The following is a 20,993-nucleotide window of genomic DNA, read 5'->3' as shown; positions in this document are numbered from 1 at the left end:
CGAAGCTGCAAGCGAACCCACAGCGGAGCGGTGCCTATAGAGAGCTATAGCTGCCCCGTCAACATCTACAGGCTGCTTGCCCGTGAAGTGCGGCGCATTTTTCCCCGTAATCACGGGAAATGACGCAAAGGTTAGCGGCGTATTAAGCCTTTTGTTTGAAACCCCTTGTGACGTCGCGCGCTTGTGATTGGTCGTTATTTTTAAGGGCGTTAGCCTAGTACCCATGCGAAATGCTTTCCGCCTACTTCTTGTGGCTTCTGTCGCGGCGTGCAGCCCGATGGTCCCCCAGCCCGCCCCTGTAGTGCCCGCACAGCCGGCACCGTCTATGCCTGTGCCGCCGGTCGATTCTACACCTGCGCCCACACAGCCAGACCTGACGCCAGCCTATGACCACGCCAATTTCGATGCGTGGAAAGAGAGCTTCCTTGATCGCCTCGGTGGCGACAAGCGCTGGGAATATGCGCGCGAACTGCAGAATGTGACGCCCAATCCCAGCGTCATCCGTCTGGACCGCAACCAGCCCGAATTTTCGCGCCCTGCCGGTACCTATATCCAGAACGCCACCACACCGGCCAGAATCGCTATGGCCCGCCAGCGCGTGGACCGCGTGCCGTGGTCTGTGACCCAGCGATTCGGCGTTCCTACCGAGATTCTTCTGGGCATCTGGGCGCAGGAAAGCGCCTTTGGACAGGTTCAGGGCGATTTTGACGTCATCCGTTCGCTGGCGACGCTGGCCTATGATGGCCGCCGCCGTGACTGGGCCGAGGGCCAGCTTAAAAACGCCCTCGACATTGTTGTCAGCGGCAAGCGCGACCGTGCGGGCCTGACCGGCAGCTGGGCCGGTGCCATGGGCCACACCCAGTTCATGCCCGACAACTATCTGCGTCTGGGCGTTGACCAGAACGATGACGGCAAGGTCGATATCTGGGGTTCGGACGCCGATGCCCTCGCCTCGACCGCCAATCTGCTGGCACAGGCCGGTTGGAAGCGCGGTCAGGGCTGGGCCTATGAGGTCATCCTGCCCTCTAATTTCGACTACACCCAAGCCGAGGGCCCAAAACACAAATGGTCCTACTGGCAGTCACGCGGTGTGCGTCTGGCCAATGGTCAGGTGTTGAACGATGCCGAGATGAACGAAGACGCCACCATCCTGCTGCCGCAAGGTGCCAAGGGTCCGGTCTTCCTCGCCCTGCCCAACCACTATGTGATCCGCCGCTATAACAACTCGGTCAGCTATGCGCTGGCGATCGGCCTGATTGCCGATGGCGTCACCGGCAAGCCGCCGCTGGTCGCCACATGGCCCAATGACGGCCCGCTGACCCGCGAACAGCGTGTGGGTGCCCAGACGGCCCTGACCAAGATGGGCTTTGACACCCAAGGTGTGGATGGCGTGATCGGCTCCAATACCCGCGCCGCCCTGCGCCGCTGGCAGGCTGCCAATGGCCGCACGGCCGATGGTTATCTGACCGATGTTCTGGCCGAAGAACTGATCCGCAAGGCACGCTAGGTCATGAAAATTGCGGTTCTGACGCTCGATGGCTTCAACGAGCTGGATTCCTTCATTGCCGCAGGAATCCTGAACCGTATGCGCGCCAAGGGCTGGGAAGCCCTGATCACCACGCCGACGAAAGAGGTCACCTCGATGAACGGGGTGACCATTCGCGGCCAGCGCGGTCTGGATTTTATCGAACAGGCCGATGCGGTCTTGATCGGCAGCGGCATCAAGACCCGCGACTATGCCGCAGATAGCGATTTTCTGGCGTCGCTAAAGCTTGATCCATCACGGCAACTGATCGGGGCGCAATGTTCCGGCACGCTGCTGCTGGCCAAGCTGGGCCTGATCGGCACCCTGCCCGCCTGTACCGATCTGACCACCAAGCCCTGGGTCATCGAGGCGGGCGTGAACGTCATCGACGCGCCGTTTGTCGCCCACGGCAATGTCGCCACCGCTGGCGGCTGTATGGCCTCGCTATATCTGGCCGCATGGATGATTGCCCGCATGGCCTCGCAAGCCGATGCCGACGAAGCCATCCACTATGTGGCTCCGGTGGGCGAGAAGCAGATCCATGTCGATCTGGCCCGTAACGCCATCGCCGCCTTTATAGACCCGACGAAACAGGTGGCCTGAGCTCTAGCGCCCCACGGCCTCGGCAATGCGTGTCACATGGCGTAGGTCCGCACCGCAGCACGCGCCCCACACCTTCAGCGAAGGCATACGGCGACCCAATAGGCCGTGAAGAAGGCCGAACTCCTCGGGGTCGCCATCATCCAGATCAGGGGCCTCGTCCAGTTGGGCATGGCTGCGCCGCGAGGCATTGGCCCGCACCCCACCAATACGTCTGGTCCACGCCTCTTGCGTCAGAACCGGCGAGAAATGATCGGGATGGGCGCAGTTGATCATGAAATAGGCCGCACCTGCGCCGGTTTCGTCATCGACCTGCTGGATGGCTTCGCCCAGAGACTGCCCGTCGGGCAAGGCCCCGTCCGTCTCGACCGTGAAAGACACCACCGCAGGTAATCCCTGCGCCTGTGCCGCCTTCACAAAGCCCACCGCCTCGGATGCCTGATTAAAGGTCAATCCCGTCACCATATCGACCTCGGTTTCGGCCAGCCAACCCAGTTGCTCGCTGAAATAGTCGGCGGCTTCATGCGCTGAAATGTGGTGTTCGGGACGATAGGCATCGCCCCTTGGCCCGACCAAGGCCCCCAACACGACCGGACGACTATTGTCTGCGCGATCCCGCAAGCCAGCGGCAAAGGCCACGGCCCGATGGTTGACATCGCGCAAGTCCGCGATAGAAGCGCCCAGATCCGCCGCCCAGCAGCGATGCGCCTTCCACGTCACGGCATCCAATACAAAGCCCGCATCCATTGTGTGCGCCAGTTGCAGGAAGCCGCTGAAATAGTCCTCCAGCGCCGTAATCCCTTCGGGGCTGCCCAAAAGGGTATGGGCGGCAAATTCGCGGATCGGAATATGTCGATTGAAGATTAGGTCTGTTTCCAGCCCTGCATCGGTCAGGAACAGACCGTCGCCAAGCTGGGGCAGTGCGTTTCGAAAACGTGACATGCGGGCCTCCCGCCTTCGTCAGCGTGCACCCCTTGCTGCGTCTATATCACACCTTGGTACCCACCCGAACCCGACGGGTCAGGCGACAGACGCGAGCGCGCTAAATCATTGAAAACATGCCCGTCAAAGGCCGTCTCAAAATCATTATAAAATTAAAATTACCAAATTCCGGAAATCTCGCCTATATTGGCTGCGTCGAATATCTCTGCGCAACGCTCTATCTTCTATGCAACGCATTGAGATCTTCCGTTTCCTTAGACCCGACCACCTTCAGGACTTTTCCCTGCGGGTAATTTTTTTCGGAGGTCATGGAAATGGCTACTGGTATCGTCAAGTGGTACAACCCCACCAAAGGTTTTGGTTTCATCGCTCCTGATCAAGGCGGCGACGATGTTTTCGTACACGCAACCGCCGTTGAACGCGCTGGCATGCGTGGCCTGAACGAAGGTCAAGCTATCTCGTACGAACTCGAGCGCGACCAGCGTTCGGGCAAGACCTCGGCTGGTCAGCTGCAAGCTGTCTAAGTCCTGAGATTGCTCGACGATCCGGATCACTCCGTGCCGTTGTGATCCGGAGCATCGAACAAAGAAGCCCCGCTGGAAACAGCGGGGCTTTTTGTATGCCAATATTGTATCTCAGAGGCTGGGGTTGGGGTCGGGCCTGGCCCTAACCCTTAACCCGCCCTAACCTTTTACTCGCCCTAACCCTTCACCCGCCAAGTCGCGCCTTGCGGGCCATCCATAACCACCACGTTCAATTCGTTCAGACGGTCACGGATACGGTCGGCCTCACCCCAGTTCTTTTCGGCGCGGGCCGCTGTGCGTTGTTCCAGCAGAGCCTCGACCTCGGCCTTCAGGCCGCTATCGCCGCCCTCGAACCACTGGTCCGACGTCATGGACAGCACACCCATCAGATAACCTGCCTCAAGCAGGCTCCAACGCGCCATGGCCACATCATTGATGTCGGCCTCGGCATCATTGATCAGTTCACGCAAGGCATTGCCCAGAGCAAACAACTGGGCGATGGCCCCCGGCGTGTTCAGATCGTCTTCCAGCGCATCCAGAACCGGATCGAGCGCGTTTTCCGCCAGCTCCATCTCGGCCTCTTCCAGCGTCTCGATATCGAAATCGCCCAGCAGGGCATCGGCATCACGCAGCACGCCATACAGACGGTCCAGATTCTTGCGGCTCTGGTCCAGCAGGTTCTGGTTCCAGTCCAGCGGCTGGCGGTAGTGGGCGCTCAACAAGGCCCAACGCACCACCTCGCCCGGCATGGCCTTCACCAAGCTGTTCAGCAACAGGACATTGCCGATCGACTTGGACATCTTCTCGGCGTCCACCGTCAGGAAGCCGTTATGCATCCAGTAGCGGCTATATTCGTCGTGCGCGTGATCCGCATGGGCGTGACCGTGGGCGCAGACGCCCTGCGCGATCTCGTTCTCGTGGTGCGGGAAGGTCAGGTCGATACCGCCGCCGTGGATATCGATCGGCAGGCCCAGATTCTTCTCGATCATGGCCGAGCATTCGATGTGCCAACCGGGGCGACCATCACCCCAAGGCGACGGCCATGACGGCTCGCTCGGCTTGGACGGCTTCCACAGCACAAAGTCGTGCGGGTTCTTTTTATACGGAGCCACCTCGACGCGCGCACCGGCGATCATGTCATCCAGATTGCGCCCCGACAAAGCGCCATAGGACGGATAGGACGCCACATCGAACAGCACATGGCCCTCGGCGGCATAGGCCGAGCCTGCATCGATGATCGCCTGAATCTGGGCGATGATCTCGTTCATGTGCTCGGTGACGTGAGGTGCCAGATCCGGCGGCGACACATTCAGCAGCGCCATATCCGACAGATAGGCCGCCTCGTAGCGCGACGTAATCTCGCCGATGGCAACGCCTTCCTTGGCGGCCTTCTGGTTGATCTTGTCGTCTACGTCGGTGACGTTGCGGGCATAGAGCACATGGTCCGCGCCATAGGTCTTGCGCAACAGCCGCACCAGCACATCGAACACCACCGGCGGGCGGGCATTGCCGATATGGGCATAGTCATAAACCGTCGGCCCACACACATAGAGGGTCACCCGTTTCGGATCGCGCGGTACGAACAGGCGCTTTTCACGGCGCAGGGTGTCATGGATATGCAGGGCCATCAGTCTAAAGTCTTTTTGCGAGTTTTCTTGCAGGACGCGCCATACGTCCCATATAGCGGGCCTGATATACAGTCCGCGCGTCCTGATAAAGCATCGGGGCGGGAACGTCGCCTTATTAAAAGGGATGGCCACCGTCATCCCTGCCGGAACCGAACAGCATGACCACCAAGTCCGTCCAGCCCGTCATCGCCGCCAATGAAGGCGCAGTTGTGCGCCCCTCGCGCGAGCAGGCTCTGGAAGCCGTTCGGACCCTGATTGCATGGGCCGGTGACAATCCGGACCGTGCGGGCCTGATCGATACGCCCAAGCGCGTGGTCGATGCCTATGGCGAATGGTTCGACGGCTATGATGCCGACGCCGCCAAGGAATTGTCGCGCACCTTTGAAGACGTGACCGGCTATGACGACATGGTCATCCTCAAGGAGATCGAGGTCGAGAGCCATTGCGAGCACCACCTCGCCCCGTTCCTCGGCAAGGCGTGGGTCGCCTATATTCCGGGTGAAAAGGTTGTCGGCATTTCCAAACTGGCCCGCGTGGTCGAGATTTTCGCTCGCCGTCTGCAAAATCAGGAAACCCTGACCAACGACATTATCGACGCCATTGAAGAGCATCTTCAGCCCAAGGGCGTGGCCGTCATGGTCGATGCAGCCCACCAGTGCATGACCACCCGTGGCGTGCATCACCGCCACGTCACAACCGTAACGACGCGCTTCACCGGCGTTTTCAAAAACGACAACGCACTGGTCGAGCGATTCCTGAAGCTGGCCCGCGGCTGACCGGTTCGCGATTCAGGCCCGATTCCAGAATAACATCGTTATAAATTTAAAGCCCGCAGAACGGAATTGATCGTTCTGCGGGCTTTTATCCGAAAAAATCGCAAGCTTATTTCGCAGTCTGGCATTTTCGATAGCGTAGCGGCTTTACAAGCGCTCAATCGAACGCCAAGAGGTTAGCCAGACTTTCAGTGCAGCCCGCCACCTTCGGTCGGGCCTTCATGAGGACGGGATCGCATGGGTGCGAAGCTTGGTGGGAATAAGGGTGGCGTTTCTCAGAACTCTGAGATCAACGTAACGCCGTTCGTTGATATTATGCTGGTTCTGCTGATCATCTTCATGGTGGCAGCGCCGATGGCTACTGTTTCGATCAAATTGGACCTGCCGCCGGCAGTGCCTTCGGCATCGAACGACAAGCCGAAAGAGCCGGTTTACGTTTCGATCCAGGACGGTGGTGATCTGTACATCGCCGACCAGAAGACCTCGCTGGCCACGCTGGCTGCCGACGTCTGCGCTGCTCAAGGCGCTGTGGCCAACTGCCGCGAAGAACGCGTTTTCGTTCGCGCCCAGGCCGACGTGAAATACAACCAGTTCATGGAAGTGATGAACACCCTGCAGGAAAACGGCATGTTCAAGGTCGGCCTGCTGAACGAAGACATCGAATAGTCTTCGGCTTCATCGCCTAAGGATTTGAGGGCTGCATCTTCGGATGCGGCCCTTTTTCTTTGCCCGATACCGGCAAACCCGTGGTTTGCGCTTGGCAAAGCGCGGCCCTGTGTCAATCTCCCTCAACTATTCGGGGGAGTATGATTATGGACCGTCGCACATTCTTGGGTGCCATTCCGGCAGGGGCCGCTCTGGCTTCCGGTGTCACCAGCAGCGCCAGTGCCCAAGAGGCCGTAAAGACGGCGGCTGCCCCTGCGGCTCCCGCCTCCCCTGTCGCTGATCCCTATGCCGGTATCGGCATTGGCGACCGCATCAGCGGACCCAAATTCGTTGGCCGCTCGACGGTGTGGGGTCAACATGGTGCCGCCGCCAGCGCCCACCCCATTGCCACACTGGTCGGTATCGAAACCCTGAAGCGTGGTGGCTCGGCCATTGATGCGGCTATTGCCATCAATGCGGCGCTGGGCTTCCTTGAGCCGACAGGAAACGGTATCGGCGGCGATGCCTTTGGCCTGTTGTGGGACCCGAAACAGCGCAAGGTGGTGGGCTTTAACGGCTCGGGCAACTCACCGCGCCTGTTGGGCCTCGAGACGGTTCGCAACCGCGCAACCAACGGCCTTCTGCCTCGCTATGGCGCGGTCACGGTCAATGTCCCCGGCACGGTCGATGCGTGGTGGAGCGCTCACCAACGCTATGGCAAGCTGCCGTGGAAGGATGTGCTGCTGCCGGTGGCAGAGCTGTGCGAACAGGGCGTGCCGGTGCCGCAAGCCATCGCCTATTATCTCGAACGCAATATGGGCCTGTTTGATCGCCAGTCGTCGATCATCGAGGAAAACGACAACCGTAAAAAGGTCTATGCCCCGAACGGTGCCACACCCAAGGTCGGCCAGATTTTCGCCAACCCCGATCTGGGCCGCACCTTGCGCATCATCGCCGAAAAGGGCCGCGATGCCTTTTATGACGGTGAACTGGCCGAGATCATGGTCGATTATTTCCGCCGCATCGGTGGCTGGATCGGTCGCGGCGACCTTGCGGCCCACCAGACCGAATGGGTGGAGCCGATCAAAACCACCTATCGCGGCGTAGAGGTCTATTCGCTTGGCCCCAACACACAGGGACTTTCGACCAACCAGATTTTGAACATCTGCGAGAACTTCGACCTGAAGACCATGGGCTTCCAGTCCGCTGCCTCGATCCACCATCAGGCCGAGGCCAAGCGTCTGGCGTTTGAAGACCGCGCCAAATGGTTCGCCGACGAGCGGTTCAGCCAGACGCCGATCGAATATTTGAACTCCAAGCCCTATGCGGCGGAACGTGCCGCCCTGATCAACCCTAACCGTGTCATGGACCGCGCCTTCCCCGGCGATGCCCCCACACAGGGCGACACCACCTATTTCAGCGTGGCCGACAAGGACGGGATGATGGTCAGTTGGATCCAGTCCAACTATCGCGGCATGGGCTCGGGGCTGGTCCCTGCGGACCGTCGCGGGCGCACGCTGGGCTTCATGTTCCAGAACCGTGGAGAACTGTTCGCCACCACCGATGGCCACCCCAACATCTATGCCCCTGGCAAACGCCCGTTCCACACCATCATTCCGGGCTTTGCATGCAAGGACGGCAAGCCGTGGATGGCTTACGGCGTCATGGGCGGCGGTATGCAGCCGCAAGGACAGGCCCAGATCATCATCAACATGGTCGATTACGGCCTCGATCCGCAAGAAGCGGGCGATGCACCCCGCTGGCAGCACTATGGCTCGTCAGAACCCACGGGCGAGCCGCAACAGGGCGTCGGCAAGCTGCATCTGGAAAACGGCGTCCCCGATGCCACCAAGGCCCGCCTGCGCGAAATGGGCTGGGACCTCGGCCCCACCGACGGCGGCTTCGGCGGCTACCAGAATGTCATGATGCAGCAAAACCCCGACGGTCGCTGGACCTACGGCGCAGCCTCGGAGATGCGCAAAGACGGCTTGGCGCTGGCTTATTAAAGCATCCTCGTCATCCTCCGGCGCTTCGTAGAAGCGACCGGGGGACCCAGCGGCACCGAAGGTGATCTTTACGACACCCGCAACGCCCACCTTATGGCTGCTACGCGCCGCCCTTCGGGTCGCGCTATCGCGCGCCGCTGGGTCCTCCGATTTACGCCGCTATGCGGCTTGTCGGAGGATGACGGCAGTTTTCAAAAGTATAAACCTTAACCCAACGCCTCGATCGCCTTGGCGGCGATGTGTTTCGCGTTAAGGCCAGCCTCGTCATACATGGCCATGGGGCTGTTATGGTCCTGGAAGATGTCCGGCAGGTGCATGGTGCGGATCTTCAGACCGCGATCCAGAGCCCCCTTCTCGGCCAGCATTTGCAGCACGAAAGCACCAAAGCCGCCCATAGCGCCCTCTTCCACCGTGATCAGCACTTCATGCTCGCGCGCCAGACGCAGGATCATGTCCTCGTCCAGCGGCTTGGCAAAGCGTGCATCGGCGATGGTGGTCGAGATACCGGCCTGTTCCAGCATATCCGCAGCCTTCAGGCTTTCCTGCAGGCGCGTGCCCAGCGACAGGATGGCGACCTTGGTGCCTTCCTTGACGATGCGGCCCTTGCCGATTTCCAGCGGCTTGGCCAGTTCGGGAATGTCCACGCCCACGCCGTCGCCGCGCGGATAGCGGAAGGCCGACGGGCGGTCATCAATCTCGAGCGAGGTGGCGATCATGGCGGCCAGTTCCGCCTCGTCCGCCGCTGCCATCAGCACCATGCCCGGCAGAGCGCCCATAAAGCCGATATCGAACGATCCGGCATGGGTCGAGCCGTCAGAGCCAACCAGACCCGCACGGTCCATTGCAAAGCGTACCGGCAGCGACTGGATGGCCACATCGTGGACCACCTGATCGTAACCGCGTTGCAGGAAAGTCGAATAGATGGCGCAGAACGGCTTCATGCCATCCGCCGCCATACCGGCCGCAAACGTCACGGCGTGCTGTTCGGCAATGCCCACATCATAGACGCGATCCGGATAGGCCTGACCAAACAGGTCGATGCCCGTGCCCGACGGCATGGCAGCCGTAATGCCGACGATGCGCGGGTCGTTTGCCGCGTGTTTGATCAACTCGGTGCCGAACACCTTGGTATAGCTGGGCGCATTGGAGATGGCCTTGGCCTGCTTGCCCGACTCGACGTCGAACTTGACCACGCCGTGATACTTGTCGGCGCTGTTCTCGGCGGGGGCATAGCCCTTGCCCTTTTGCGTCACGACGTGAACCAGCACCGGCTTGTCGGTGATCTTCAACGCATTTTGCAAGATCGGCACAAGATGGGTCAGGTCATGACCATCAATCGGGCCGATATAGTAGAAGCCCAGCTCTTCGAAGAAGGTACCGCCGACCACCATGCCACGGGCATATTCTTCGGCCTTACGCGCGGTTTCGCGGAACGGGCGCGGCATGTGATCGACGAACTTCTTGCCGATATTGCGAACGCGCTGATAGGCGTCACCCGACACCTGCTTGGCCAGATAGGCGCTCATGGCCCCGACCGGCGGGGCAATCGACATGTCGTTATCGTTCAGGATGACCATGAACTGGCCATCCGTCGCCTCGATGGCGTTGTTCATCGCCTCATAGGCCATGCCTGCCGTGATCGAGCCGTCACCGATAACGGCCACAACCTTGTTGTTCTCGCCCTGCTGGTCGCGGGCAGCGGCAAAGCCGAGCCCTGCCGAGATCGAGGTTGAGGCGTGGGCGGCACCGAACGGGTCGTATTCGCTCTCGGAACGCTTGGTAAAGCCCGACAGACCACCGCCCTGACGCAGGGTGCGGATACGGTCGCGCCGTCCCGTTAGGATCTTGTGTGGATAGCACTGGTGGCCAACGTCCCAGATCAGGATGTCTTTCGGCGTTTCCAGCAGGTGATGCAGGGCAACCGTCAGTTCGACCACGCCCAGACCTGCGCCCAGATGGCCGCCGGTTTCGGACACAGCATCAATGGTTTCAGCCCGCACTTCATCGGCCAGCTGTTTCAACTGGGGGATGTCGAACCCGCGCATATCGGCGGGGATGTTTACGGTGTCGAGCAAAGGAGTATTCGGCATAGGTTCTGAAATAGCCTTCAAAGGCTGAAACACGAAGGTCGATTATGTCTAACCCGTCACGGGACGGACAGTTCGCTTACGACCGGCGCTTGAGGACTAAATCCACGCTGGCCTTGAGGATTTCGGCATCGGCACCGAAAACATCAAGATGGGAGCGGGCCTGATCGGCGAGATGTGCGACTCTTTGTCTGGCCGCCTCGACGCCCAGCAGGGTGACGAAATTGGTCTTGCCCATGGCGGCATCCTTGCCGCCGGCGGCCTTGCCCATTTCCTCGGGCGAGCCTTCGGCGTCCAGCACATCGTCAACAATCTGATAGGCCAGACCGATATCGTGGGCGAAATTGATCAGGGCATTGCGCTGGGCATCGCTCGCGCGGGCCATGATGACGGGGATTTCAAACGCATAGGCAAACAGCGCGCCTGTCTTCAGGCGCTGCATGCGTGCCACGCCGCCAAGGTCGTCGCGTACCCCCATCAGGTCGATCATCTGGCCACCGGCCATGCCCTGCGCGCCCGAGGCAAAGGCCAGTTGCTTGACCAGTTCGCAACGGATCGCTGCATCCTCGTGGGTGTCCTCGTCGGCCAGAATATCAAAGGCCGCCGTTTGCAGGGCATCACCGGCCAGAATGGCGGTCATCTCGTCATATTCGATATGCACGGTCGGACGGCCACGACGCATGTCATCGTCGTCCATGGCCGGCAGGTCGTCATGCACCAGCGAATAGGCATGCACGCATTCCAGCGCACAGGCCGCCCGCAGCACCTGATCTTCATCGAGGTCAAACAGGCGCGCTGCCTCCAGCGCGAAGAACGGACGCAGACGCTTGCCCGGCCCCAGCGCCGCATAGCGCATAGCCTCTGTCAGGCGGCTTTCGGGGCCGTCGCCACGCGGCAACAGGCGATCCAGCGCCACCGTTACCTGATCGGCCACTTCGGCCACGCGATCCAGCACGGCCTGTTCAGGGGAGTTTGCAGCCAAGATAGTCAATACAGTCTCCCGCCCAGAGGCAGGTCACGATCGACACCGACCAGCACCACATGGCCGTCGGCATCAGGAAACCCCAGCGTCAGAACCTCGGACATTACCGGTCCGATCTGGCGGGGTGGGAAATTCACCACCGCCGCGACCTTGCGGCCGTGCAGTTCCTCAAGGGTGTAGTGATGGGTGATCTGGGCCGACGAGCGTTTGACGCCGATCTGCGGCCCGAAATCGATGGCCAGCTTGTAGGCGGGCTTGCGGGCCTCGGGAAAGGCTTCGGCCACGACAATCTGCCCGATGCGGATATCGACCTGCATGAAGTCGTCAAACCCGATCAGGGGTGCCAGCGCATCACCCGTCATCAGCCGAAGTCCGCAGCCTGCACGCCCTGTGCCTGCTGGTCAGGGCCGACCACAATCTTTTCGACACGCAGCTGGGCCGCCTTCAGACGGGCCTCGCAGTGGGCCTTGAGCTGGGCACCCTGCTCATAGAGCGTGATGGATTCTTCCAGCCCGGCCTGACCGGATTCCAGTCGGGACACGATGCCTTCAAGGCGCTGCAAAGCGTCCTCGAAGCTGAGGTCGGCGGGGATGGCATTGGGCGTTGCTGCTTCGGTCATGGGCGCAACCTAGAGGCCGCGCGGCAAGGGTTCAATCCTTGCTTCGCTTGCTGTGACAAAGGATCAGCGTTCAGCCTTTTTCAAAGCGACGCTGGCACCAGTATTTGAAGCCCTGATCCAGCGTCAAATGCCATCCGTGCGCCTTTAATTTCTGGCCGATCATGTGGTTGAAATAGCCGTGGGCCAGCACCAGAACATCCTCGCCCTGCTCTGCCCGCGCGATCAGCATCTGTGCCGCGCGATCGGCACGCGCTTCGGCCTCGCGGCGGCTCTCAAACCCGTCATTACGGTTAAACAGGTGCCACCAGATACGTGCCGTCACGCCCCATAAGCGCGGCGGCATTTTAAACCATGACGGTGTGCGCGGTGGCGGCAGGGGCGCTTCGACAAATATGACGTCGGTAATGATGTCCCGCCCGTCCACCACGGCCTGCGCGGTTTCCTGCGCACGCGGCAGGGTCGAGACGAAGATCACATCGGCCTTGCGGGCAGCCTCCACCAATGCCTGCGGAGGGGTCTGGCCGGTCTGTAGGCCCCCCAGATCATAACGTCGCCACCAGTCACGATAGCCGTCCGACGACAGCCAGCATTTGCGCGACAGGGCCGGTCGTCCGTGCCTGGCCAGAGTGATGGTGCCGATTTTTCGCTCCACGCCACGATCTTGCTCGGGATGGGGATTCTGTGTGGTGGAAGTCATCCTGTCGGGATGCAAAAGCTATGAAATCCAGCTTGTTGCGCCCCATGCCTCCCCGTCTGGTGCCAAACAACTGTGCGACTTTTTATCGCCTTGGATCCATTGGTTAGCCGCCTTAAAAAATCGCTGCAATCACAAGCCTGTGACAGTTTGGCCCGCCATTCGCCCCGCCAGCCTTAAAGGTCTGGAGATGAAAGCCATCTGGCGCTAATCCAGCCTGCATGAACCAGATCATCATCCGTGACGCCGAAACCCGCGACCTGCCTGCTCTGTCCGAGTTCAGCTGTCGCACCTTTACCGAGACCTTTATCGACGGTTTCAAAGTGCCCTATCCGGCAGAAGATCTGGCCACATTCTACACGGACAGCTTTGGCGAGGCCGCTCTGGCCAAACGGCTTGCCGAACCGAACTGCGTGTTCTGGGTGGCCGAGCGCGATGGCGAGATTCTAGCCCTGTGCCATCTCGGCCCCAACGGCCTGCCCCACCCCGATGCCAAGGACGGCGAATACGAACTGCGCCGCCTTTACGTCTCAAAGAACGCCCAAGGTCTGGGCCTTGGCACCACGCTGATGAAACAGGCGCTGGAATGGATGCAGGCACGCACCTCGGGTGCTTTGTGGATCGGCGTCTGGAGCGGCAACGAAAAAGCGCAAAAGCTCTACAATGCCTATGGCTTCGAAAAGGTCGGCGAATACCAGTACCCCGTCGGCAACTGGATGGATGACGAGTTCATCCTGCGCCGCGCATAGACGCCACCCAGGCTGCGTGGTCTATTCGGCCACGCTTTTCATCCGGTTCTGATGCCCATGCTCCTGCCCTTCTTTACAGCCTTGCGCGATGCCAAGGTGCCGGTGACGCCCAAGGAATGGCTCCATCTGATGGAGGCCATGGACAAGGATGTGGGCGAGCACAGCCTCGACGACTTCTATTATCTGTCGCGCGCTGTGCTGGTGAAGGACGAGAAACATTATGACCGTTTCGACCAAGCCTTCGGCAAGGCCTTCAAGGGCATTGAAAGCGTCGGTGCGGGCGAAGACCTGACCACCGACATTCCCGAAGACTGGCTGAAACTGCTGAACGAAAAATTCCTCTCTGAAGAGGAAAAGGCCCAGATCGAAGCCATGGGCGGCTGGGACAAGCTGATGGAGACGCTGAAACAGCGCCTCGAAGAGCAGAAAGAACGCCATCAGGGCGGCAATCGCTGGATCGGCACGGGCGGCACCAGCCCGTTCGGCAATGGCGGCTATAATCCCGAAGGTGTGCGTATCGGCGGCACCGGCAAGCATGGTCGCGCCGTCAAGGTGTGGGAAAAACGCGAGTTCAAGAACCTCGACGACAGTGTCGAACTGGGCACCCGCAACATCAAGGTCGCCTTGCGCCGTCTGCGCCGTTTTGCCCGTCAGGGCGCGCCCGATGAACTGGATATCGACGGCACTATCGACGGCACCGCCCGTCAGGGCTGGCTGGACATCCACATGCGCCCCGAGCGCCGCAACACGGTAAAGGTGTTGATCCTCTTCGACATCGGCGGCTCGATGGATGGCCATATCAAGATGTGCGAAGAGCTGTTCTCGGCGGCCAAGACAGAGTTCAAGAATCTCGAATTCTACTACTTCCACAACTGCCTCTATGAAGGCGTGTGGAAGGATAACCGCCGCCGTCATGCCGAGCGCATCCCGACATGGGATCTGATCCACAAATATGACAGCGACTGGCGCGTCATCTTCATCGGTGACGCCAGTATGAGCCCCTACGAGATCACCATCCCCGGTGGCTCGGTCGAACATTTCAACGAGGAAGCGGGGGCGGTCTGGATGAAACGAGCCCGCGAGCAATGGCCCAAATCGGTGTGGCTGAACCCCGTTGGCGAACGCCACTGGCACTATACGGCCTCGATCACCCTGCTGCGCGAACTGATGGAGGAACGCATGTATCCTCTGACGCTTGAGGGGCTGGATCAGGCCATGCGGATACTGACCAAATAGGTAGAACAAAGGCCGCACCATGCGGCGCGGCCTTTGAAAATTCTGTGACGGGACCGTGAGGGCCTATTTGCCCTTGAGGGTATCTTTCAGGCCGCCAAACGCATTCTGGGCCTTGCCCTCGATCTGGTCCGCCTTGCCTTCGGCCTTCAGCTTCTCGTCGCCCGTCAGATTGCCGATGCCTTCTTTAATCTTGCCACCGATATTCTTGGCGGCACCTTCGATGCGATCTTTATCAGCCATAAGACGTCTCCTTGAGTACAACCGCACGGGAGGCTGCGGTTATAAAGAAAACGTCCCGACCGGCAGGGTGTTCCTGAAAAATCAGCCCTGCGACACCTGCGCGCGCCAACGCAGCCATGCCGCAACCGCCCAAACATGGGCTTCATGGCGCAGGTTCACCAAGGCCTCTTCGGGACTCAGCCAGACCAGTTGATGGTCTTCCTCGCGCTTGTTTTCAGGGGTCGAGCCGCTGATGGTCAGGCTCCAGAAACCACAGACATTATTCAGCGCCTGACCGTCGGTCCGCACGAAATATTGCGATGCTTCGGTCAGCCGATCGACCGGCACCACGTCCAGCCCCGTTTCCTCGCCAAACTCGCGCACCAGCGCCTCGGCCTCGGTTTCCTCGCCTTCGAGCGCCCCGCCGGGAAGGTCGAAATAGGCCCCCTTGTCACGGCGGATATGCACGCAGGCAATACGCCCCTCGCGCTCGGCAATGCCGAACACAGCGGCGCGATGACGATAGTCCAGCCCCGCGCGGGGGTTACCGAATTGCAGCTTCATAGGACGCTTTTACAGGCCCGAAGATGATTTGCGAACGCCTTCGGCTGTGAAAACCAGATGCGCGCGCGTGCCCTGTGTCGAACTTTCGAACTGGATTTTCGTGCCCAGATCCGTCGCCATGGCCGCCAGTATCTGGCCACCCAGTCCGGTGCCCTTGGGGTTGGCATCGCCCATCCCCACGCCATCATCCTCGACGCTCAAGCGCACCGAGGCTCCGCCGTCATGACCCAGCAGGACGCGGATTTCCCCGCCCTGCCCCGGCTGATAGGCGTATTTGACCGCATTGGTGACCAGTTCGGCCACGATCACACCGACCGCCACCGCCTGATCGGTCGAGACCCAGACCGGCTCGGCTCTCAGGACCGTGGTCGCCCCCTTATCGGCGGCCATCGAATAGGACAGCTCGTCCACCAGCCCCTGCAAATAACCATCCAGCGCCACACCCGTCACATCACCCGAGGTATAGAGACGGCGGTGGACCTGAGAGACGGCCTCGATACGCGCCTGAACGCGATCCAGCGCGTCGCGGGCCGCAACATCGGTCAGTTGGCGCCGTTGCAGATGGATAAAGCTGGTGACCAGTTGCAGCGAGTTGCCGACACGGTGGTTCACCTCGCGCAGCAAGGCCTCGGCACGGTCGCGTTCACGAATGACCTCGGCCTGTACCCGCTCGGCAGCCAGCGACAGGCGGCGCCGTTCCAGCGCATCCTCGACCGCGCGCAGCAACAGATGCGGGAAGTCTTCGGACGCATCCTTGATGACATAGTCCGCCGCCCCCGTCCGCAGGGCCGCAACCGCGATACGGCCATCTTGCGCGCCGGTCACATAGACCACAGGCGGTGCATTCCCGATGGCCAGAATTTCCGGCAGCACATCCAACCCGTCACGCCCGGGCATGTGGTGGTCCAGCGCGCAAACATCGTAGTTTTGCGCGGCCAGCAGCCCAAGCCCCATATCGCCGTCGCTGGCCAGATCAACCTTGTGACCGGCCCGTTCGAACTGTTTCTGGATCAGGCGGCCAAGACCGGGATCATCATCAATATAAAGGAGACGGAACAGATTAGGACTCTGCACTGATTATGGGGGCCTGGATCACAGACAGGAACAGGCCAAGTTGACGGATGGCCAGAGCGAAGGCGTCATAGTCCACCGGCTTGGTGATATAGACATTACAGCCCAGGTCATAGCAGTGCTGTATCTCGGTACGATCATCGGTTGTGGTCAGAATCACAACCGGAGCACGACGTAAAACTTCGTCATTTTTGACTTTTTGCAGGATGTCGACGCCCGACATATCCGGCAGATTCAGGTCCAGCAGGATCAGGATCGAGGCCTTGTCGCGCACTTCATCGCCCATCAGATAGGCCAGTCCCGTTTCGCCATGGTCGAAATGGATGATGTCGTTGGAAATATTGGCACGACGGATATTTTTCTCGATCAGGCGCGCATGGCCGTGATCGTCCTCGATCATCACGATCTTAACGGAATTACTCATCATCCTATCCTTAAGGCTAAGCGGACGGTTTATTGCTGCGGCAGGACGACAAGGAAGGTCGCGCCCTTGCCCAGATCGGACCGGACAGTGATCTGTCCGCCCAGACGGCGTACGCTGCTGCGGACGAAGGCCAGTCCCAGCCCCTCTCCCGAACGATCCTGACGTCCCGACCGGCGGAATAGCTCAAAAATCCGTTCATGGTCCTTTGGCGCAATGCCGCGTCCATTATCGATGATCTCGAATTCCACCATATTACCGTCTAGTTCCCTACCCTTAATCTCTAAAAGCAAAGATTGTTCCGGATCCTGATATTTTATCGCGTTATCAATCAGATTTCCGAAAATTTGCTCAATCGCCATACGGTCGTGATTGATGGTGGGCAGGTCGCCGATAACCACCCGCCCGTTATTCTCCGAGAGCGGGTGCGCCACCGCATCCACCAAGCCCTGAAGCATCTGCTGCATATCCAGAGGCTGGGGATTCAGATCGCGACGGCCATCGCGTGACAGTTGCAGGATCGCCTTGATCAAGCCGTCCATCTTGGTGGTCGAGGCCCGAATAAAACCGATAGCCTCGGGCGCATCCTCAAACACACCCAGACGCGTTTCGTCATCCACAAGTCCCGGATGCTCTTTATCCAGTCGGGTCAGCAGGGTCCGGACATTTCCGGCAATCTGTTCCAGCTCGGATGTATAGCCCATGACATTGACCAGCGGTGCCCGCAGGTCATGGCTGACAATATAGGCAAAGCGCTGGATTTCTTCGTTGGCGCGAACCAGATCGGCGGTGCGGACACGCACCTCTTCTTCCAGCCCCGCATTGATACGGTCCAGTTGTTTCTGGGCCTTGAGAAGGTCGTGAATCTGGCGACGCACCAGCCCTGCCCCGATCCCCCCCAGGATCACCATCAACGCCCCCGAAGCAATACTCAGGATCAGGCTCATACGCTGGGCCCAGCGGGCGGCATTGGTCGCGGCATCGGTCCGGCGGTCGATCGTGGCCGACATCTCGCTGACTTCCAGACGCATACCGTCCATCAGGGCCTTGCCCTGACCGCTGCGAATAGCCCCCACCGCCTCGCCGATACGGCCCGAACGGGTCATCTCAACCGTATCCACCATCAGACGGCGGCGTTGTTCGTAAAGGCCCTTTATCCGGTCCAGTCGCGCAGACAGTTCCGCATCGTCGGCCACAAGACCATCCAGCCTTTCCAGCACGACGGGCAACTGTTCCAGCGCATTGTCATAAACAAGCAGATAGTCGGAGCGCGCCGTCAGCATAAAGCCCCGCTGGCCCGTCTCGGCGTCGGTCAGCAGACTGATCAGGCGCCAGCCCTCGATCTGGGTCTTGTGGCCCTTCAACTCGATCTCGGTATAGGCCGAGGTCTGACGCACCATGTACAGGATGCCCACATTGGTCATCAGCATCAGTGCAAAGGCCGCCCCCAACAGCAGCAGCAAGCGTCGATAAATCGGCTGCGACTGGCGGATAAAGTTCAGGGAAGTGACGTCAAAGCGGGCGCGTTGTTTCATAGGCACCACCATTCCGTGTCAAACCACCAGTGTCTAGCGCCCTTATTGCGCTCAGACCGTGCCGACGGTTCTCAGACGCGCCTTGGGGTGGACCTCGTTCTGGCTCATCACCACGGTCTGTCCACGGAAACGCTCGATAATCGAGCGCACATAGGGGCGGATTTGCGGGCCGGTCAGCAGGACAGGGTTTTCGCCCGCCATAGCGGCCCGCTCGAACACATCGCGCACGGCACGGATAAAGTCCTGTAGCTGACTGGGGGCCATGGCCAGTTGCTTGTCTTCGCCGGGGCCGATCAGGCTGTCGGCAAAGGCCTGTTCCCAGTCTGGTGACAGGGTGACGATCGGCAGGGCACCGTCCTCGCCGCGATTGGACCAGCATAGTTGGCGCGCCAGTCGCGTGCGGACATGCTCGACCAGAGTGGTCACGCTGGACGTATGCGGTGCGGCCTCGGCCAACCCTTCCAGAATAGCCGGAAGATCGCGGATCGACACCCGCTCGCGCAGCAGGGTTTGCAGCACACGTTGAAGGGTCGTGACCGTGACCACCGACGGAATCAACTCGTCCACTAGCTTTTGCGCCTCGGACGGCAGTTCCTTCATCAGCTTCTGTACCTCGGTATAGGACAGAAGCTCGGCCATGTTTTCTTTCAGGATTTCCGTCAGGTGCGTGGTCAGCACCGTGGACGGGTCCACAATCGTATAGCCTCTAAAGGTCGCTTCTTCGCGCAGGGACTCGTCGATCCATGTGGCGGGCAGTCCAAAGGCCGGCTCGCGCGTGTGTTCCCCAGGCAGTTCCACCTGACGGCCCGACGGGTCCATCGCCATCAGCATGCCCAGACGCACCTCGCCGCTACCGGCATCCATTTCCTTGATGCGGATCGAATAGCCCTGATTGGGCAGGCGCATATTGTCGAGGATACGCACGCTGGGCATCACAAACCCGTATTCCTGCGCCAGCGAGCGGCGCAGGGCACGGATTTGATCGGTCAGGCGACGGCCTTCCAGATCATTGATCAGGGCCAGCAGCGAATAGCCCAGCTCGATCTTCACATCATCAATGGTCAGGGCCGTCGCAATCGGCTCCTCGACATCGGCGCTCGGGGCCACCTCGACCGGCTCGGCAGGGGGTGGCTGCAAACGCTGGCGCCCTGTTTTCCATGCCAGATAACCGGAACCGGCCGCCAGCGCGGCAAACGGAATAATCGGCATGCCGGGAATGAGCGCCATCAGGCCCGATGTCGCCGCCACCACACCCAGTGCCACGGGGTTGGTTGCCATCTGTGCCACAAAGGCCTTGTCGGCAGAGCCTTCAACGCCGGCCTTGGTAACCAGAAAGCCCGCCGCGACCGAAACGATGATGGCCGGAATCTGGGTGACCAGACCATCGCCCACCGACAACTGGATATAGGTATTGGCCGCATCGCCCGCCGACATGCCGTGCTGGATCACACCGATCAGCATGCCGCCGATGATATTGATAAAGGTGATGATCAGACCAGCAATGGCATCGCCGCGCACGAATTTGGACGCACCGTCCATGGCCCCGAAGAAGGTGGATTCCTGCTCCAGTTCCTTGCGGCGGGTCTTGGCCTGATCCTCGGTAATCAGGCCCGCAGACAGGTCGGCATCGATGGCCATCTGCTTGCCGGGCATGGAGTCCAGCGTAAAGCGGGCCGAAACCTCGGCGATACGGGTCGCGCCCTTGGTGATGACGACGAAGTTCACCACCAGAAGAATGGCAAAGATGATCAGACCGATGACAAAGCTGCCGCTCATCATCAGTTCGCCAAAGGCCGCAATAATAGCACCGGCGCTGTTATGGCCGCTGTCGCCGCTGGACAGGATCAGGCGCGTCGAGGCGATATTCAGCCCCAAACGATAAAGCGTCGAAACCAGCAAAACCGTCGGGAAGATGGCGAAATCCAGAGGCCGCTTCATCATCACGGCGGTCATCAGGATCAGCACGCTGGACACCAGCGACATCGCCAGCAGCACATCCAGCAGGAAGGCCGGAATGGGCAGGATCAGCAACAGCATGATGCCGATCACGCCCGCCGCCAGACCCACCTCGCCGCGCATCAGCCAGCCAAGTGCATCCCGCCCCGTGGGGCGAGCCATGCCGTCCTTCATAAAGGGGGCATCAGCCATGGCGGATTTGCGGGTTACAGCTTTG

At 60.3% G+C, this 20,993-nt stretch carries 22 protein-coding genes; 9 read left to right on the top strand and 13 right to left on the bottom strand.

The window, feature by feature from the left end; genetic code table 11:
- Nucleotides 1-223: 223 nt before the first annotated feature.
- Both FHS64_RS05720 and FHS64_RS05715 read left to right on the top strand, forming a co-directional pair.
- Nucleotides 224-1,507, top strand: a complete 1,284-nt coding sequence (locus FHS64_RS05720; RefSeq protein ID WP_167176716.1) for a lytic murein transglycosylase — start codon at nt 224-226, stop codon at nt 1,505-1,507.
- Between the two features lie 3 nt (nt 1,508-1,510).
- Nucleotides 1,511-2,128: a DJ-1/PfpI family protein gene (locus FHS64_RS05715; RefSeq protein WP_167176714.1), complete on the top strand. Its 618-nt coding sequence runs from the start codon at nt 1,511-1,513 to the stop codon at nt 2,126-2,128.
- Between the two features lie 3 nt (nt 2,129-2,131).
- Here the strand turns inward: FHS64_RS05715 and FHS64_RS05710 are convergent, their stop codons facing one another.
- Nucleotides 2,132-3,067 carry a homocysteine S-methyltransferase family protein gene (locus FHS64_RS05710; protein WP_167176712.1) on the bottom strand — a complete coding sequence of 312 codons (936 nt, stop codon included), beginning with the start codon at nt 3,065-3,067 and terminating at the stop codon, nt 2,132-2,134.
- A gap of 314 nt (nt 3,068-3,381) precedes the next feature.
- On the opposite strand from FHS64_RS05710, the gene FHS64_RS05705 reads away from it, so the two are divergent.
- Nucleotides 3,382-3,591: a cold-shock protein gene (locus FHS64_RS05705; RefSeq protein WP_167177694.1), complete on the top strand. Its 210-nt coding sequence runs from the start codon at nt 3,382-3,384 to the stop codon at nt 3,589-3,591.
- Nucleotides 3,592-3,767: 176 nt separating this feature from the next.
- On the opposite strand, the gene cysS is transcribed toward FHS64_RS05705, so the two are convergent.
- Nucleotides 3,768-5,219 (bottom strand): cysteine--tRNA ligase, encoded by a 1,452-nt coding sequence (gene cysS, locus FHS64_RS05700; RefSeq protein ID WP_167176710.1) that lies wholly within the window; start codon nt 5,217-5,219, stop codon nt 3,768-3,770.
- A 158-nt stretch (nt 5,220-5,377) separates the two neighbouring features.
- Here cysS and folE point away from each other — a divergent pair, with 158 nt between their 5' ends.
- The 3 genes from folE (at nt 5,378) to FHS64_RS05685 (ending at nt 8,643) form a co-directional block, all read left to right on the top strand.
- Nucleotides 5,378-5,995, top strand: coding sequence for a GTP cyclohydrolase I FolE (gene folE / locus FHS64_RS05695; RefSeq protein ID WP_167176708.1), 618 nt, complete (start codon nt 5,378-5,380; stop codon nt 5,993-5,995).
- A gap of 234 nt (nt 5,996-6,229) precedes the next feature.
- Nucleotides 6,230-6,658, top strand: coding sequence for a biopolymer transporter ExbD (locus FHS64_RS05690; RefSeq protein ID WP_167176706.1), 429 nt, complete (start codon nt 6,230-6,232; stop codon nt 6,656-6,658).
- Between the two features lie 146 nt (nt 6,659-6,804).
- Nucleotides 6,805-8,643 (top strand): gamma-glutamyltransferase family protein, encoded by a 1,839-nt coding sequence (locus FHS64_RS05685; RefSeq protein WP_167176704.1) that lies wholly within the window; start codon nt 6,805-6,807, stop codon nt 8,641-8,643.
- 206 nt (nt 8,644-8,849) lie between these two features.
- Here the strand turns inward: FHS64_RS05685 and dxs are convergent, their stop codons facing one another.
- From dxs to FHS64_RS05660, 5 genes are all read right to left on the bottom strand, one after another.
- The gene (dxs, locus tag FHS64_RS05680; RefSeq protein WP_167176702.1) at nt 8,850-10,733 is read right to left on the bottom strand and encodes a 1-deoxy-D-xylulose-5-phosphate synthase; all 1,884 of its coding nucleotides are present in this window, start codon (nt 10,731-10,733) and stop codon (nt 8,850-8,852) included.
- Nucleotides 10,734-10,809: 76 nt separating this feature from the next.
- Nucleotides 10,810-11,721, bottom strand: a complete 912-nt coding sequence (locus FHS64_RS05675; RefSeq protein ID WP_167176700.1) for a polyprenyl synthetase family protein — start codon at nt 11,719-11,721, stop codon at nt 10,810-10,812.
- On the bottom strand, nt 11,718-12,074 hold the full coding sequence (locus FHS64_RS05670; RefSeq protein WP_167176698.1) for a tRNA-binding protein: 357 nt from the start codon (nt 12,072-12,074) through the stop codon (nt 11,718-11,720). Before FHS64_RS05670 ends, FHS64_RS05675 begins: the two co-directional genes overlap by 4 nt.
- The gene (locus tag FHS64_RS05665; RefSeq protein ID WP_167176696.1) at nt 12,074-12,331 is read right to left on the bottom strand and encodes an exodeoxyribonuclease VII small subunit; all 258 of its coding nucleotides are present in this window, start codon (nt 12,329-12,331) and stop codon (nt 12,074-12,076) included. The genes FHS64_RS05670 and FHS64_RS05665 overlap by 1 nt, the downstream gene beginning before the upstream one ends.
- A 70-nt stretch (nt 12,332-12,401) precedes the next feature.
- Complete coding sequence (locus tag FHS64_RS05660) at nt 12,402-12,983, bottom strand: phosphoglycerate mutase family protein (protein WP_341771093.1); 582 nt, start codon at nt 12,981-12,983, stop codon at nt 12,402-12,404.
- 31 nt (nt 12,984-13,014) lie between these two features.
- Here FHS64_RS05660 and FHS64_RS05655 point away from each other — a divergent pair, with 31 nt between their 5' ends.
- Genes FHS64_RS05655 through FHS64_RS05645 form a run of 3 tightly spaced genes read left to right on the top strand, consistent with a single transcriptional unit; the run spans nt 13,015 to nt 15,010 of the window.
- Nucleotides 13,015-13,236: a hypothetical protein gene (locus FHS64_RS05655; RefSeq protein WP_167176303.1), complete on the top strand. Its 222-nt coding sequence runs from the start codon at nt 13,015-13,017 to the stop codon at nt 13,234-13,236.
- Between the two features lie 10 nt (nt 13,237-13,246).
- Nucleotides 13,247-13,774: a GNAT family N-acetyltransferase gene (locus FHS64_RS05650; RefSeq protein WP_167176692.1), complete on the top strand. Its 528-nt coding sequence runs from the start codon at nt 13,247-13,249 to the stop codon at nt 13,772-13,774.
- Nucleotides 13,775-13,831: 57 nt separating this feature from the next.
- Nucleotides 13,832-15,010, top strand: coding sequence for a vWA domain-containing protein (locus FHS64_RS05645; protein ID WP_167176690.1), 1,179 nt, complete (start codon nt 13,832-13,834; stop codon nt 15,008-15,010).
- A gap of 63 nt (nt 15,011-15,073) precedes the next feature.
- On the opposite strand, the gene FHS64_RS05640 is transcribed toward FHS64_RS05645, so the two are convergent.
- From FHS64_RS05640 to flhA, 6 genes are all read right to left on the bottom strand, one after another.
- On the bottom strand, nt 15,074-15,250 hold the full coding sequence (locus FHS64_RS05640) for a CsbD family protein (RefSeq protein ID WP_167176687.1): 177 nt from the start codon (nt 15,248-15,250) through the stop codon (nt 15,074-15,076).
- Between the two features lie 81 nt (nt 15,251-15,331).
- Nucleotides 15,332-15,793 (bottom strand): NUDIX domain-containing protein, encoded by a 462-nt coding sequence (locus tag FHS64_RS05635; protein WP_167176685.1) that lies wholly within the window; start codon nt 15,791-15,793, stop codon nt 15,332-15,334.
- 9 nt (nt 15,794-15,802) lie between these two features.
- Nucleotides 15,803-16,867, bottom strand: coding sequence for a histidine kinase dimerization/phosphoacceptor domain -containing protein (locus FHS64_RS05630; RefSeq protein WP_167176683.1), 1,065 nt, complete (start codon nt 16,865-16,867; stop codon nt 15,803-15,805).
- Complete coding sequence (locus FHS64_RS05625) at nt 16,854-17,288, bottom strand: response regulator (RefSeq protein WP_167176682.1); 435 nt, start codon at nt 17,286-17,288, stop codon at nt 16,854-16,856. The genes FHS64_RS05630 and FHS64_RS05625 overlap by 14 nt, the downstream gene beginning before the upstream one ends.
- A 29-nt stretch (nt 17,289-17,317) precedes the next feature.
- Nucleotides 17,318-18,820: a sensor histidine kinase gene (locus FHS64_RS05620; RefSeq protein ID WP_167176680.1), complete on the bottom strand. Its 1,503-nt coding sequence runs from the start codon at nt 18,818-18,820 to the stop codon at nt 17,318-17,320.
- Nucleotides 18,821-18,871: 51 nt separating this feature from the next.
- Nucleotides 18,872-20,950 carry a flagellar biosynthesis protein FlhA gene (gene flhA / locus FHS64_RS05615; protein WP_424945237.1) on the bottom strand — a complete coding sequence of 693 codons (2,079 nt, stop codon included), beginning with the start codon at nt 20,948-20,950 and terminating at the stop codon, nt 18,872-18,874.
- Nucleotides 20,951-20,993: the final 43 nt, after the last annotated feature.

The organism is Brevundimonas terrae, assembly GCF_011761985.1.
Classification (GTDB): Bacteria; Pseudomonadota; Alphaproteobacteria; order Caulobacterales; family Caulobacteraceae; genus Brevundimonas; species Brevundimonas terrae.
Note: the sequence above shows the minus strand (reverse complement) of the source record. Positions and strands in the feature narration are given on the sequence as shown.